Source organism: Streptomyces sp. NPDC006512, assembly GCF_040611935.1.
Taxonomy (GTDB): Bacteria; Actinomycetota; Actinomycetes; order Streptomycetales; family Streptomycetaceae; genus Streptomyces.
In genome coordinates this window covers 1-14,196 of record NZ_JBEXPG010000008.1, presented here as the reverse complement: position 1 = coordinate 14,196, position 14,196 = coordinate 1, and the positions used below count along the sequence as shown (strand labels likewise).

12 protein-coding genes, 2 tRNA genes and 1 pseudogene are annotated in these 14,196 nt (G+C 71.4%); 2 read left to right on the top strand and 13 right to left on the bottom strand.

The window, feature by feature from the left end; translation table 11 throughout:
- Positions 1-14: 14 nt before the first annotated feature.
- The 7 genes from ABZZ17_RS08115 to ABZZ17_RS08085 all read right to left on the bottom strand — a co-directional run bounded on the left by ABZZ17_RS08115 (position 15) and on the right by ABZZ17_RS08085 (position 6,523).
- Positions 15-1,421, bottom strand: coding sequence for a His/Gly/Thr/Pro-type tRNA ligase C-terminal domain-containing protein (locus ABZZ17_RS08115; protein WP_356873283.1), 1,407 nt, complete (start codon positions 1,419-1,421; stop codon positions 15-17).
- Positions 1,418-2,158, bottom strand: a complete 741-nt coding sequence (locus tag ABZZ17_RS08110; protein ID WP_356873281.1) for a hypothetical protein — start codon at positions 2,156-2,158, stop codon at positions 1,418-1,420. The genes ABZZ17_RS08115 and ABZZ17_RS08110 overlap by 4 nt, the downstream gene beginning before the upstream one ends.
- Before the next feature lie 132 nt (positions 2,159-2,290).
- Positions 2,291-3,307, bottom strand: coding sequence for an amino acid--tRNA ligase-related protein (locus ABZZ17_RS08105; protein ID WP_356873279.1), 1,017 nt, complete (start codon positions 3,305-3,307; stop codon positions 2,291-2,293).
- A gap of 276 nt (positions 3,308-3,583) precedes the next feature.
- A complete protein-coding gene (locus ABZZ17_RS08100; protein ID WP_356873277.1) occupies positions 3,584-4,657 on the bottom strand; it encodes a branched-chain amino acid aminotransferase in 1,074 nt (357 codons plus the stop codon).
- Complete coding sequence (locus ABZZ17_RS08095; RefSeq protein ID WP_356873275.1) at positions 4,654-5,901, bottom strand: ATP-grasp domain-containing protein; 1,248 nt, start codon at positions 5,899-5,901, stop codon at positions 4,654-4,656. Before ABZZ17_RS08095 ends, ABZZ17_RS08100 begins: the two co-directional genes overlap by 4 nt.
- Positions 5,902-5,953: 52 nt before the next feature.
- Positions 5,954-6,199 carry a hypothetical protein gene (locus ABZZ17_RS08090; protein WP_356873273.1) on the bottom strand — a complete coding sequence of 82 codons (246 nt, stop codon included), beginning with the start codon at positions 6,197-6,199 and terminating at the stop codon, positions 5,954-5,956.
- Positions 6,200-6,450: 251 nt separating this feature from the next.
- Positions 6,451-6,523, bottom strand: a tRNA-Ala gene (locus ABZZ17_RS08085).
- Between the two features lie 161 nt (positions 6,524-6,684).
- On the opposite strand from ABZZ17_RS08085, the gene ABZZ17_RS08080 reads away from it, so the two are divergent.
- Positions 6,685-7,233, top strand: a complete 549-nt coding sequence (locus ABZZ17_RS08080) for a DNA-binding protein (protein ID WP_356873271.1) — start codon at positions 6,685-6,687, stop codon at positions 7,231-7,233.
- Positions 7,234-7,264: 31 nt separating this feature from the next.
- Entirely contained in the window at positions 7,265-8,626 is a 1,362-nt protein-coding gene (locus ABZZ17_RS08075) for a serine/threonine-protein kinase (protein WP_356873269.1), read from the top strand.
- Here the strand turns inward: ABZZ17_RS08075 and ABZZ17_RS08070 are convergent.
- The 6 genes and pseudogenes from ABZZ17_RS08070 to ABZZ17_RS08045 all read right to left on the bottom strand — a co-directional run.
- Positions 8,623-9,942: a hypothetical protein gene (locus tag ABZZ17_RS08070; RefSeq protein WP_356873571.1), complete on the bottom strand. Its 1,320-nt coding sequence runs from the start codon at positions 9,940-9,942 to the stop codon at positions 8,623-8,625. The genes ABZZ17_RS08075 and ABZZ17_RS08070 overlap by 4 nt on opposite strands.
- A gap of 122 nt (positions 9,943-10,064) precedes the next feature.
- Positions 10,065-10,199, bottom strand: a complete 135-nt coding sequence (locus ABZZ17_RS08065; protein WP_208809277.1) for a DLW-39 family protein — start codon at positions 10,197-10,199, stop codon at positions 10,065-10,067.
- Positions 10,200-10,343: 144 nt separating this feature from the next.
- A tRNA-Ile gene (locus ABZZ17_RS08060) sits at positions 10,344-10,417 on the bottom strand.
- A gap of 118 nt (positions 10,418-10,535) precedes the next feature.
- Positions 10,536-11,174 carry a DUF3566 domain-containing protein gene (locus ABZZ17_RS08055; protein WP_356873267.1) on the bottom strand — a complete coding sequence of 213 codons (639 nt, stop codon included), beginning with the start codon at positions 11,172-11,174 and terminating at the stop codon, positions 10,536-10,538.
- A 2-nt stretch (positions 11,175-11,176) separates the two neighbouring features.
- Positions 11,177-13,789, bottom strand: a complete 2,613-nt coding sequence (gene gyrA, locus ABZZ17_RS08050; RefSeq protein ID WP_356873266.1) for a DNA gyrase subunit A — start codon at positions 13,787-13,789, stop codon at positions 11,177-11,179.
- 41 nt (positions 13,790-13,830) lie between these two features.
- Positions 13,831-14,196 (bottom strand): annotated as a pseudogene (locus ABZZ17_RS08045) (DNA topoisomerase IV subunit B); the annotation flags it as partial.

Below are 14,196 nucleotides of genomic sequence, written 5' to 3'. Positions count from 1 at the left end.
TCCGTCTCCTGCGGTCACTTCTCGCCGCGGAACTTGCGTCCCAGCAGCACCGACGAGCCGGTCGGGCGGGCGCAGTGCGCGCAGGGGCGGGCGGGTGCGGCGTCGGGGTCGTGGACGACGCCGTTCTCGCCGGTGGGCCGGCCGATCACGTCGAGGACGTCCTGGCCGAGGGCCGCGCGGGCGCAGTCGTCGGCGTGGCACAGCGGGACGCGGGCCGCGCCCGGCAGGCCGTCGAGGTCCGTCCGCGCCGGGAACGCGTCGAGGTCGGTGATCCTGGCCCGGTGCCCGGCGGCCCGGGTCAGCGCGAGCCGCTCCCCGAGGGCCTTGAGCCGTACCCCGGCCAGCGCGGGCAGTCCGTCGGGCCGGACGGCCTCCCCTTGCCCGGCGTCCTCCCCGAGCAGGAGTTCCCCGCCCCGCTCGGGCCCTTCCACCGTGAGGTAGAGAGGGGCCCCGTGCGTCCGCGCCCGCGCGGCCCGGGCCCGGTAGCCGCGGTGGTCGTCGAAGACCTCGGCGCGGATCCCGCCGGCCACGAGCCGCGCGGCGAGTTCCGCGGCCCGTTCGGCGCCCTCGGTCACGGCGGGTACGACGGCCACCTGGACGGGGGCGATCGCGGGGTGGTGCACCGGCTTGTCCGGGTCGGTGTGCGCGTGGACGAGCAGGGCCAGTACGAGGCGGGCCGAGAAGCCGAAGTTGAGCATGGACAGCGGGACCCCGTCGGCGTCGCGCACGCCGAAGGTCTCGCTGAAGCGGGTGCCGAGCTCGTAGACGGAGGTCAGCGTGGTGGAGGTGCCGTCGGGCAGCAGGGTGACCAGCTCGTGCCGCCGGTCGGCGTACGCCCCCGTCGCGCCGGGCTCCTTGAGCCGTTCGACGGCGACGGTGGGGAGCCCGAGGGCGGCGGCGACCCCGCCGGGTCCGTGCAGCATGAAGGCCGTGTCCGCCGAGCCGTCACCCGTGTAGGCGGCCTGCGCCTCGAAGAAGGGCCAGACGAACCGTTCCATCCACAGCGGGCGCATGCCGTGGCCCTCGTGCCGGCCGACGGTGCGCACCGAGGTGACCCGGAACGGCGCCTGCCGGCCCTCGCGGAGCCAGGCGGCCATGACGGTGGAGATCTGCGCCTCGATGGTGGAGGCGAGCGCGACGGGTTCGGTGTCGTCGTCGGGGCCGCGCAGCAGGTAGACCCGGTCGAGGAAGCTCTTGATGGAGCCGGCCTGGCGCTCCAGGGAGGCGAGCGGAACGGCGGAGGGCAGGCCGAGTTCGCCGTAGCCGCCGGAGGCGAAGAAGGTGCGGAAGGCGTCGACGACGTTCGAGCAGAGCGCGTAGCCGTGGGGGAGCCACCCGCTCGCCCCGGACACCGGGTACTTGGCGTTGATGATGTGGGAGCGCTGCAGTGCGGCGGCGTCCCCGGCCCAGGTGGCGGTCACCGCGCGTCCTCCGTCCCGCGCAGCAGCGCGTACTGGCTGATGTGGAAGAAGGAGACGGCCAGCGGCTGGAGCCGGTTGTCCGTGTCCATGTAGCAGGCGCCGTAGCGCTTGGCGGCCTCGGCGGGCAGGTCCTGCACCGAGGCGGTCACGCGGCCCTCGTGCCGCCAGACCAGCGCGTCCTCGCCTTCCAGTGCCCAGGGTTCGACGGCGGGCCGGGCGGGGACGCCCAGCTCCTGGAGGATCTCGTCGACGACCGGGGCGAGTTCGGTCCGCCGCTCCTGCGGCTGGGCCAGCAGCCCGTCCGCGCACACCAGGTCCTCGGCGTCGGGTCCGGCGTCCGCGACCGGGGCGACGGCGGGGCCGCCCGTCCAGTAGCCCACCGGCAGTTCCCGCCAGCTGAAGCGCTGCTTGGCGACGAGCGGGAGCCCGCGCAGGCAGAGTCCGGCGGTCGGGTACCAGCCCTTGGGGCGCTCGGAGTCGTGCGTGGTCAGCGCGGTGCGGCGCAGTCCGGGCCGGAGCAGGGCCGCCACGGGGGACACCAGCACCGGGGGAACGAGGACCGGCAGGTGGGTCCGGCGTACGGACACCTCGCCCAGCAGGCGTTCGACGAGCCGCTGCGACTCCCGCAGCCGCTCCAGCGCCGCGCCGCTCAGGATGTAGTGGCCTGCGGGGCCGTACTCGCGCCGGACCAGCGCGGTCTCGGCCGCCGCCTCGGGGGCGCCGGTGTGCAAGGGCATGGTGTGTCCAGTGGGTCGGGTGGTGCGGCAGGGCGGGGGGAGGCACCGTGAGCGCCTTCGGCGCGGCCTCGTCGGGGTGGCGGGGTGGTGACGGCTCGCCGGGCCCCGGTGTGCGGGGCCCGGCGATGAGCGTCACGGGGTCACGGTGACCCCGTTCAGGCGCGGCGCCAGCTGGAGCTCGCGGATGTCCTTCTGCTGCAGGACCCACATCAGCCAGCGCTCGATGCCGAGGCCGAAACCGGAGGTGTGCTGCGGACGGGCGTCCTTCATGCGGACGTACCAGTCGTAGTCCTCCTCGGGCACCTGGTGGTGGGCCAGGGCCTTGCGGGCCTGCTCGCCGTCGACGTGGCGCTCGCCGCAGCCGACGGTCTCGCCGATGCCGAACAGCAGGTCGCCGTTGAGGGCGGTCTTGCCCTCCGCGTCGCCGTACGCCTGGTAGAAGGGCACCGACAGGTGGTCGTAGTGCGTGACCCACAGGATCGGGCTGATCTCCTGCATCAGGCGGCGCTCGCCGTGCCGGGACAGGGTGCGCCAGCCGCCGTGGTCCTCCACCGCCTCCGGGTCGTCGCCCAGGTGGGCCACGGCCTCCTCGAAGGTGATGCGCGGGAAGGAGCCCAGGGCGGCCATCTGCTCCAGGTGCTCGGTCGTGCCGGCGATGGCGCGCACGTCGTCCGCGTAGCGGTCGAGGACCGCCTTGGCGAGCGCGCGCATGTAGTCGTCGACCGCCGCGATGCAGGCGTCGAGCCCGCCGGGGAGCTCGGCCTCGCTGTGGAAGAACTGGTTGAGGTGGGTCTCGTCGCAGTCCTCGCCGCGGAAGCTCGGCATCAGGTACCAGCTGCCCGTGGGGCTCAGCCGGCAGCCGTACTCCAGCATGAACTGCATCGAGTCGGCGAGGAAGGTGCGCTGGCCGAACAGGTCGATCTCGACCGGCAGCGAGTCACTGCCCAGGCCCATCGGGCTGGAGATGCTGTTGGTGGTGATGGGCAGGTGGACGGACTTGACCCCGCGCTCGCTCCAGAAGACGGCCGTCTGCACGGTCACGAGGTCCTGGAGGTCGACCAGCGTGCGGTACAGCGGCTGGTCGACGATCTCCAGGAATCGGTCGGCGGACGGACGCCATCCACCGTGCGTGTACGTGGGCGTAGCCAATGTTTTCCCCTTTGGAAGTGGCGCGGTTCGCGCCCGAGGCAGAAGCAGGCCGGCGCCTGCGGGAGTCGAGATCTCACCGCGGCAATTCCCCCGGGCCTGCTGGGATTCGGTGGTTCCATCCTGTCCGTTCGGCGCCGCCGAATCAGCACTTTCCGCTGGCGCGAGCCTGCCTGGCATTCTCCTGCCCGGCGCTCCGCGGGGCCCCGCAACAAGGGCATGCATAAAGGCCGTTGCCCCCGGAGGATTCCGGGGGCAACGGCCTTCGTCATGCTTTCGCTATGCGTCTGTTTTCGGCAGGACCGAATGCATCCAGCCAAAGGTGTCCGGGCTCTGCCCGTACTGCACGGCGGCCAGGGCGTCGCGCAGCCGCGTGGTGACCTCGCCCGGCAGCCCGTCCCCGATCACGGAGCGGCCCGCCGCGGTGGTCACGGCTCCGATCGGCACCACGGAAGCCGCCGTACCGCAGGCGAACGCCTCGCTGATCCGCCCGTCCCCGGAGGTCAGTTCGGCCAGCTCCACCTGGCGCTGCTCGGTACGGATCCCGAGGGAGGCGGCCAGTTCGATGAGGCTGCCGCGGGTGTTGCCCGCCAGGATCGTGCCGGAGAGCCCCGGGGTGACCAGCAGCGGAGCACCCGACGCGTCCCGGGTGACCCCGAAGAAGTTCATCGCGCCGAGCTCCTCGACGAAGCGGTGTTCCTGCGCGTCCAGCCACAGCACCTCGTGGCAGCCGTTGGCCAGCGCCTGGGCCTTCGCCGAAAGGCTCGCCGCGTAGTTGCCGGCGCACTTGGCCGCCCCGGTACCGCCGGGCGCCGCCCGGATCTGGTCCGGCGGACACCACACGTCGATGGCCTGGTAGCCGTCGGCGAAGAAGTAGTCGACCGGCGAGGCGATGACCGCGAACAGGTACTCCTGCGCGGGCCGCACCCCCAGGCTGGGCTCCACCGCGACCATGAAGGGCCGCAGGTACAGGCTCTGGCCGGGCCCCGTCGGCACCTCCGCCACGTCGGCCCGCACCACCATCTCGCACGCCTCGGTGAACAGCTCCACCGGCAGCTCCGGCATCGCCAGGCGGTGCGCGCTGCGGTTGAAGCGCTCCGCGTTGACGCCCGGCCGGAACAGCGCCGGCGGCCCGTCGGGACGCGGGTACGCCTTGAGCCCCTCGAAGATCGCCTGCCCGTAGTGCAGGGCCATGGCGGCGGGCGACAGTTCCAGCGGCCGGTGCGGCGCCAGCTCCGGCGCCGTCCACCCCTGCCCGGCGCTCCACCGTGCGAGCACCATGTGCGCGGTGAACCGCGCCCCGAAGCCCAGCTTCGCCGCGCCCGCCGCAGGGGCCTCGGCCAGTGCCGTCACGACGTACCGCCCATCTCGTACAGGGGCAGCAGCGCGGCCTCCAACTCTGCGGCCCGCGCCCGGAACTGCGCTTCGTCGTCCGCGCCGATGACCAGCAGCAGGCACCACACGGAGGGGTGCAGCTCGCCGATCCCGAAGCCGACCGACCGGGACCGGATGATGTCCAGGACGTAGGGGAAGGCCTTGATCTGCTCGTCGGTGGGGTCCTTCAGGATGGTCCCCGCCTCGGCCGGCGCCAGGTTGATCCAGCCGACGTACGGGTACGGCGGCTCCTGGAGCGCCAGCGGCTCGCGCCCGGCGCCCATGATGGCCTCGACCCACAGCTGCCGCAGGTCGGCGCCCAGCGGCCCGAAGCTCTCGGGGATCGCACCGCCCGCGAAGCGGGTCGCGATCTCGGAGAACCAGAGCCGGCCGTCGGCCCGGCGGAAGATCTCCAGGTGGGTGATGTCGTCGGTGATCCCGAAGGCGGCGTTGATCCGCTCGTGCAGCTCCTCGACCTCGGCGTACAGCGCGGCCTCGGCGTCGCGCGGCAGCAGCATCGAGCCGTTGTCGCGGCCCGGCGTCTCGACGAGCATGCGGGGCCGCAGGTAGCGGCTGACGCCCAGGATCTGCGCCCGGCCGTTCTCCCAGATCGCGTCGACGTGGTACTCGTCCCCGTCGATCGGCTCCTCCGCGAGGAGGAACTGCGCGACGGTCTCCTGACCGGCCCGGCGCAGGATCGCGGCGAGCTCCTCGGGGCCGGTGACCTTGGAGGTGTCCACCGAACCGAGGCCGGCGGCCGGCTTCACGATGACCGGGAAGCCGAGCTCCTCCTCGACGCGGCGCACCGAACCCTCGACGTCCGCCGTGGTCAGCGACACGTAGCGGGCGCAGGCGATCCCGGCCTGCGCGGCGCGCTCCTTCATGGCCCGCTTGTCCCGCATCAGGACGGACTTCTCGATGGCGGGCTGCTCCAGACCGAGCAGGGTGGCCAGGTAGGCGGCGCTGAACTGGCTGAACTCGGAGAGGCTGAGCACCCGGTCGATCTTGACCCCGGTGGACCGGATCTCCACGGCCAGCTGCGCCATCTCGTCGAGGGCGTCGAAGCTGCGGATCACGTAGTGCCGGTCCACCCGGGCGATCAGCCGCGGATCGATGGCCCGGTTGGCGGCCTCCCATTCGTCGAAGACCAGCGTCACGGAGGCCCCGCGGTCAAGCAGCGCTTCCAGGGTCACCCGGTCCCACCGGCACACCAAGACGTTCATTTCGCTCACACCCGGCCGTTCTGTCTGTTTGTGGGTCTCCAGGGGGGATTCATCAGTCCCAATTGAGGCTTTCCAAGGTGACGGTGACCGCCGGGGCGGCCGCGGTTTCCCCGGCGGCGTTCGCGGCGGTGGCGCCCAGCGCGACGACGGCGACAGCGGCGGAAAGGGCGGCAGCGGCTCGTACCAGAAACTTCATTTCGACTCCCCCGTGGAACTGGTTCTTTGGCGGCAGTGGCGTCTTCGGTCGAATTCCGCCCGCCGCACGAGAAATACTGCGCGGCGCCCGGCGCAGGTCCAAGGGAAATCCCTGGCAGGTTGCTGTCTGGCCGCCAGGTGCCTTGAGCCACCCCCGAGCCACTCCCCGTTCACCCTCGACCGCCGCCGCCCGGCGCCCGGCCACGGGCAGGGCACCCGCCGCACCCCACCCGGCCCGCGCACGCAGAGGGGAGCCCCACCGGAGCCCCGCCGCCCGCCCCGGCCACCCGGCCACGGGCAACGCAAAAAGGTCCCCCGACCGGCGTTTCCGCAGGTCAGGGGACCTTTCATCTGTGGAGCCTAGGAGATTCGAACTCCTGACATCTGCCTTGCAAAGGCAGCGCTCTACCAACTGAGCTAAGGCCCCGTACGGGGGTACGCGCCGCTCCCCCGGAAGGGAGTGGACGTTCCGCAAGACAGAGTACCCGGTGTACCCCCTCATCCCGCAAAATGATAGGGACTCCCGTCCCGCGACCACGCTCCGTAAGATGCTCGCGAGGTTCGCACCAGCGAAGGGGAGTAGTAAGAGTGGACGCAGTACAGCAAGAGGCCACGGCCAGAGCCAGGGAACTTCAGCGCAGTTGGTACGGGGAGCCGCTCGGCGCGCTGTTCCGACGGCTCATAGATGACCTCGGTCTCAACCAGGCCCGCCTCGCTGCCGTCCTCGGGCTGTCGGCGCCGATGCTGTCCCAGCTGATGAGCGGCCAGCGCGCCAAGATCGGCAACCCGGCCGTGGTCCAGCGGGTCCAGTCCCTCCAGGACCTCGCGGGCCAGGTGGCCGACGGAAGCGTCAGCGCGGCGGAGGCCACCGACCGGATGGACGAGATCAAGAACACCCAGGGCGGATCCGTCCTCAGCAACAGCGGCCAGACCGCGACCGGTTCGGGCGCGCCCACCGTCAAGCGCGTCGTCCGCGAGATCCAGTCGCTGCTGCGCTCGGTCTCCGCGGCGGGCGACATCATCGAGGCGGCGGACACCCTCGCCCCGAGCCATCCGGAACTGGCAGAGTTCCTCCGGGTGTACGGCGCGGGCCGCACCGCGGAGGCGGTGGCCCACTACGAGGCCCACCAGAACTGACGCACGAGGGTGACGGGGGACGGGCACAGCGATGGGTGAGGTCTTCGCCGGTCGGTACGAACTGATCGACCCGATCGGACGCGGCGGCGCGGGCGCCGTCTGGCGCGCGTGGGACCACCGGCGACGCCGCTACGTCGCCGCGAAGGTGCTGCTCCAGAGCGACGCCCACACCCTGCTGCGCTTCGTGCGCGAGCAGGCGCTGCGCATCGACCACCCGCACGTGCTGGCGCCCGCCAGCTGGGCGGCTGACGACGACAAGGTCCTGTTCACCATGGACCTCGTCGGCGGCGGGTCCCTCGCCCATGTGATCGGGGACTACGGCCCGTTGCCGCCCCGGTTCGTCTGCGCGCTGCTCGACCAGCTCCTGTCGGGGCTGGCGGCGGTGCACGCGGAGGGCGTCGTCCACCGCGACATCAAACCGGCCAACATCCTGATGGAGGCCACCGGAACCGGGCGGCCGCACCTGCGGCTGTCCGACTTCGGCATCTCGATGCGCAAGGGCGAGCCCCGGCTGACCGAGACGAACTACGTGGTCGGCACGCCGGGTTACTTCGCCCCGGAACAACTGATGGGCGAAGAGCCCGACTTCCCCGCCGACCTCTTCGCGGTCGGACTGGTCGCCCTGTACCTGCTGCAAGGCCGCAAGCCCGATTCCCAGGCCCTGGTGGAGCACTTCCTGGCCCACGGCACCCCGGACGCCCCCGAGGGCGTTCCCGCGCCGCTGTGGGACGTCGTCGCGAACCTCCTGCAACCCGACCCCCAGGCCCGCTTCCGGACCGCCACGGGCGCCCGCAAGGCCCTCGCCGAGGCCGTCGAGCTGCTGCCGGCGCCCGCCCCCGACCTGGATCCGGTGGAGGTGTTCGACCAACTCGGCCCGCTCCCCGCCGGTTTCGGACCCCAGGGTCCCCTGGCCCCCGCGGGCGCTCCCCGTGCCGAAGGCCCCGGAGCCCCCGGATCCCCCGAAGGCCCCAGAAGCCCGCAGACCGCACCGGACGCCCCCGCGACGCCCCCGACGCCCTTCCGGCCCCCGACGGGCCCCACGGCCGCCCAGAGCCCCGCCACGACCCCCGCCACGGCCCCGGCCACGGCCCCGACCGCGGGCACCCCGGCGGGCGAACCGACCCGGACCGACCCGCGCGGCACGCCCCCGCCCGCCGCCCCGGCGGGGTTCGGGCCGCCGCCCGTCTACGACCCCTCGGGAACGGGCAGCTTCCACCTGCCGCCCCCGGTCCCCGCGGGCCCGGTACCCGAACCGCTCACCGCCCCGCACCCGGTCGCCGCCCCGGCCCGCCCGGGCCGCATCGCCCCGCCGCCGTCGAAGGTCACCGCCGGGATCCTCACGGCGGCCCTGCTCTGCTTCGCCCTCGGCGTCTGGGCCCTGACCCAGGTCTAGTGCCGGAGGGACCGCGGCCTAGTGCCCCTGCGGGCCAGCAGGATCCAGACCCCGAGCACGAGCAGCAGTACCGTCCCCGTCCCGAAGCCGGCTCCCGCCACGAGCCGCATCACCGAGCGGGATTCCTCCGCCCGGACGGCCTCCGGGGCGGTGAGCCCGTCCTTCGCGGCGGTCCGGTCGGCGGCGCCGACCCCGAACCCGGCCTCGGTGAGGCTCTCCGCATACGCGGGCCCCTTGGCCGGGCTCCCGGTCACGTCCAGTCGCAGCGTCAGCGGCACCGGGGTCGCGTCCTCGGTGAACTCCCCGACCTTCCCGCCCAGGGTCACTGCGAGGTAGTACCAGCCGGCCAGCCGTACGGGCCGCTGCTCGGTGTCGTCGGAGAAACGGTTCTCGTACGCCACGGGCGCGGTCTTCGGCAGGGTGACGGCCGCCTGCTTGCCGTCGTACGAGGTGTCCTCGGACTCCACCAGGGCGCGGTAGGGCGTGTAGAGCGAGACGGTGAGGCCGTTGGAGGCGGAACCGTACTGCTTCGTCATCCTGGCCGCCGCGATCTCCGCGCCGATCCCGAGCTGCTGCCCCCAGTCCAGCGGTACCCGGTAGAAGCGTGTCTGCCCGGGCCTCAGGTCGTCGCGCCACACTCCGGAGTCCAGGGCCCGGGCGTCGTTGAAGCCGGTTCCGCCGGTACGGGCCACCGGGTCCGTGCCGGGCAGGGTCGGGGAGGCCGAGGGCCAGACGCTGGCGGCGGCGCTCGGCGCGCTCCCTGCGGCGGGCGCCGGCTCGCGCTGGAGCCGGATCTCGACCGGCCACGCGGCCTGGTCGGAGTCCTTCGCCGCGGTCCGGGTGAGCTTCGCGTAGTAGGTGCCCCCGGCCTGGCAGTCGGAGTCCTCCTCCAGCCGGCGGGAGCCGACCGCCGCGACGGGCACGGCGTCGTAGCCGAAGGAGACCTTGCCGGGGTTGTGGGGGCAGGCCTTGCCGGCGGCGGTCATGACCTCCACCTCCAGGCCGTCGCCGTAGCCGACCTTGGCCCCGGCGGGCGGGCGCAGCACCGCGGAGACGTACACGGTGGAGTTGGCGTCGAGGCCCAGCCGGTAGACGCGTTCGCCGGGGGCGAGGGTGTCCTCGTAGAACTGCCCGGCCGCCAGCAGCGGGGCGTCCGCCGTGGAGGGCTTGCCCTCGACCGGGCGGGCGCCGTCCGCCGTGCGGTACTCCGGCAGCGCCGCAGATCCGGGACCGGCCGCGTACGCGGCTCCCGGCAGCCAGGCCAGCAACCCGAGCACCGCCGCCCCGGCCAGCACCGTCCTCCGCACCCGCACCATCACGCCCACCCCGAGTTTGCTAACGCAAGCCAAATCTTCGCATACCGGAATAATTCTTCACAGAACAGCACGAAGCCCCGGCAGCAGCGGCAGCCGGGGCCTCATGAGATCAACCGTGGGTCTCACACACCGGAACCAGAGGGCACGGAGTCAGTTGCCTCCGTCCACAGGTCCTGCTCGGCGCGATCCGCCTGGATCTGGCGGTACACGAGGAGCCCGCCGATGGCGGCCAGTGCGACCAGGAGCAGCTTCTTCACCGCGCGACCTCGTCTTTCATTGACGTTGGGGACTTCTGGCGGCCAACAATACACACCGACCGATACCGATCGGTTACCTGGGAACCCCTCAACTGGCCCAATGACGAAGACCCCCAGGCCTTGGCCTGGGGGTCTTCGACACTGTGGGGCTAACAGGATTTGAACCTGTGGCCTCATCCTTATCAGGGATGCGCTCTAACCAACTGAGCTATAGCCCCATCCGCGCTGCGCGCTGACTCCTGAAGATTAGCGCACAGAGCGGGTCGAGCCAAAATCCGTTCCCGCGGGCCTCCCCGCGGGCTTCCCCGCAGGTCAGTCAGCGGGTCGATCAGCGGGTCATTCGTCCTCGGCCAGCGTGAGCTCCACGCCGCCCACGAAGCCCGCCGACAGGTTGTAGATGAACGAGCCCAGCGTCGCGAGCGCCGTCATCAGCACCACGTCGATCACCGCGATCACCGACGTGAAGATCAGTACGCGCGGCAGCGACAGGAACGACTGGAGGTCGAACCCGTTGCTCTCGTTCGAGCCGGTGGCCTCGCTGATCGTGCCGCCGACCGTCGAGAAGATGCCCATGGCGTCCATGACCATCCACAGCACCGCCGCCGCGACGACGGTGCACACGCCCAGCGCGATCGACAGCAGGAAGCTGACCTTCATCACCGACCACGGGTCCGCCTTGGCGACCCGCAGCCGCGCCTTGCGCGTCCTCGGTGCCGTACGGACCCCCGGCCGGGCCCCCCGCTGCGCACCCGGGCCCGAGGGCGCCGCGTAAGCCTGCGGGGGCTGGTACGGCTGGGCGTCCTGGCCGGTGCCGGCGGCCGGTGCCTTCGGCTGCGCCTTGGACTGCGCCTTGGACTGAGCCTTCGACTTCGGTTCTCGGGTGTCCGTCACGGTTCCCCCCTGGGAGTCCGCGGCGGGGCCACGGGCACCGTTCGCTCCAGTCTTGGCCGGTCCGGCGCCCGTGGCTCCACTCACGCTTACTCCTCGTGCTCCCCAGCCGAGGGCTCCGTGCCCTCGGCGGCCTCGGCGGCCTGTCCTTCGGCTGCCCCGGCCTCGATCTCTGACTCGATCTCGTCGGCCTCGTCAGCTTCCTGACCCGCCTCGGCGTTACGTGCGATGCCCACCACGGCATCGCGCTTGCCCAGGTTGATCAGCTGGACGCCCATGGTGTCACGGCCGGTCTCCCTGACTTCGTTGACTCGCGTACGAATCACACCACCGCCGAGGGTGATGGCGAGAATCTCGTCCGTTTCGTCGACCACCAGCGCGCCGACGAGCGAACCGCGGTCCTCGACGATCTTCGCCGCCTTGATGCCCAGACCACCACGGCCCTGGACGCGGTACTCGTCGACCGGCGTCCGCTTGGCGTAGCCGCCGTCGGTCGCGGTGAAGACGAACGTACCGGGCCGCACCACGCTCATCGACAGCAGCTCGTCGCCCTCGCGGAAGCTCATGCCCTTCACGCCCGAGGTCGCGCGGCCCATCGGGCGCAGCGCGTCGTCGGTCGCCGTGAAGCGGATCGACTGCGCCTTCTTGCTGATGAGCAGCAGGTCGTCCTCGGCGGACACCAGCTCCGCGCCGATCAGCTCGTCGTCGCTGCCGCCCTCGGTCTCCCGGAGGTTGATCGCGATGACACCACCCGAACGGGGCGAGTCGTAGTCCTTGAGCGCCGTCTTCTTCACCAGGCCGCCCTTGGTGGCCAGGATCAGGTAGGGCGCCGCCTCGTAGTCGCGGATCGCGAGGATCTGGGCGATCTTCTCGTCCGGCTGGAAGGCCAGCAGGTTCGCCACGTGCTGACCGCGGGCGTCGCGGCCGGCGTCCGGCAGCTCGTACGCCTTGGACCGGTAGACACGGCCCTTGTTCGTGAAGAACAGCAGCCAGTGGTGCGTGGTGGAGACGAAGAAGTGGTCGACCAGGTCGTCCTGCTTCAGCTTCGTGCCGCGCACGCCCTTGCCGCCGCGCTTCTGCGAGCGGTAGTCCTCGGTCTTGGTGCGCTTGACGTAGCCGCCGTGGGTGATCGTGACGACGATGTCCTCTTCGGCGATCAGGTCCTCCATGGACATGTCGCCGTCGAAGGGCACCAGCTTGGAACGCCGGTCGTCGCCGAACTTCTCGACGATGACCGCCAGTTCCTCGCTGACGATCTGCCGCTGGCGCTCCTCGGAGGCCAGGATCGCGTTGTACTCGTTGATCTTCGCCTGGAGCTCGTCGTGCTCGGCGACGATCTTCTGCCGCTCCAGGGCCGCCAGGCGGCGCAGCTGCATTTCGAGGATCGCGTTGGCCTGGATCTCGTCGATCTCCAGGAGGCCCATCAGGCCCTCGCGCGCGATCTCGACGGTGTTGCTGCGCCGGATGAGGGCGATGACCTCGTCGATCGCGTCCAGCGCCTTGAGCAGACCGCGCAGGATGTGGGCGCGCTCCTCCGCCTTGCGCAGGCGGAAGCGCGTGCGCCGGACGATGACCTCGATCTGGTGCTGCACCCAGTGGCGGATGAAGGCGTCGATCGACAGGGTGCGCGGCACGCCGTCCACCAGGGCCAGCATGTTGGCGCTGAAGTTCGACTGGAGGTCGGTGTGCTTGTACAGGTTGTTCAGCACGACCTTCGCGACGGCGTCGCGCTTGAGCACGATCACCAGGCGCTGGCCGGTCCGGGACGAGGTCTCGTCGCGGACGTCGGCGATGCCGCCGATCTTGCCGTCCTTCACCAGGTCGGCGATCTTCTGCGCGAGGTTGTCGGGGTTGGTCTGGTACGGGAGCTCCGTGACCACCAGGCACTGGCGGTTCTGGATCTCCTCGACCTCCACCACCGCGCGCATCGTGATGGAGCCGCGACCGGTGCGGTACGCCTCCTCGATGCCCTTGCGGCCCACGACCAAGGCGCCGGAGGGGAAGTCCGGGCCCTTGATCCGCTCGATGAGCGCGTCCTGGAGCTCCTCGTGCGAGGCCTCCGGGTGCTCCAGCGCCCACTGGGCACCGGCCGCGACCTCGCGGAGGTTGTGCGGCGGGATGTTGGTCGCCATGCCGACCGCGATGCCCGCGGAGCCGTTGACCAGCAGGTTCGGGAACCGCGCCGGCAGGACGGTCGGCTCCTGGTTGCGGCCGTCGTAGTTGTCCGTGAAGTCGACGGTCTCCTCGTCGATGTCCCGGAGCATCTCCATGGCCAGCGGCATCAGCTTGCACTCGGTGTAGCGCATCGCGGCCGCCGGGTCGTTGCCCGGGGAGCCGAAGTTGCCGTTGCTGTCGACCAGCGGCATGCGCAGCGACCACGGCTGGGCCAGGCGGACCAGCGCGTCGTAGATCGAGGAGTCGCCGTGCGGGTGGTAGGTGCCCATGACGTCGCCGACGACGCGGGCGCACTTGTAGAAGCCCTTCTCGGGCCGGTAGCCGCCGTCGTACATCGCGTACAGCACGCGCCGGTGGACCGGCTTGAGGCCGTCCCGTACGTCGGGCAGGGCGCGGGACACGATGACGGACATCGCGTAGTCGAGGTAGGAGCGCTGCATCTCCGTCTCGAGCCCGACGGGCTCGATCCGCAGCACGGGCTGCTCCTCCGCGGGATTCTCTGCGGTGGGGGTGGTTTCGTCGGCCATTGCTGGTCAGAAGTCCTTTCAGGCGGTCAGCGGAGACCGACTCAGATGTCGAGGAACCGAACGTCCTTGGCGTTGCGCTGGATGAAGGACCGCCGGGCCTCGACGTCCTCTCCCATCAGCACCGAGAACAGGTCGTCGGCCTGCGCCGCGTCGTCCAGGGTGACCTGGCCGAGCACGCGGTGGTCGACGTCCATGGTGGTGACGCGCAGCTCCTCGGCGTTCATCTCGCCCAGACCCTTGAAGCGCTGGATCGAGTCTTCCTTGATCCGCTTGCCGTTCTGCTTGCCGAGCTCGACCAGGGCGTCGCGCTCACGGTCCGAGTACGCGTACTCGAAGTCGTCGCGGCCCCACTTGATCTTGTACAGCGGCGGGCGGGACAGGTAGACGTGTCCGGCCTCGACCAGGGG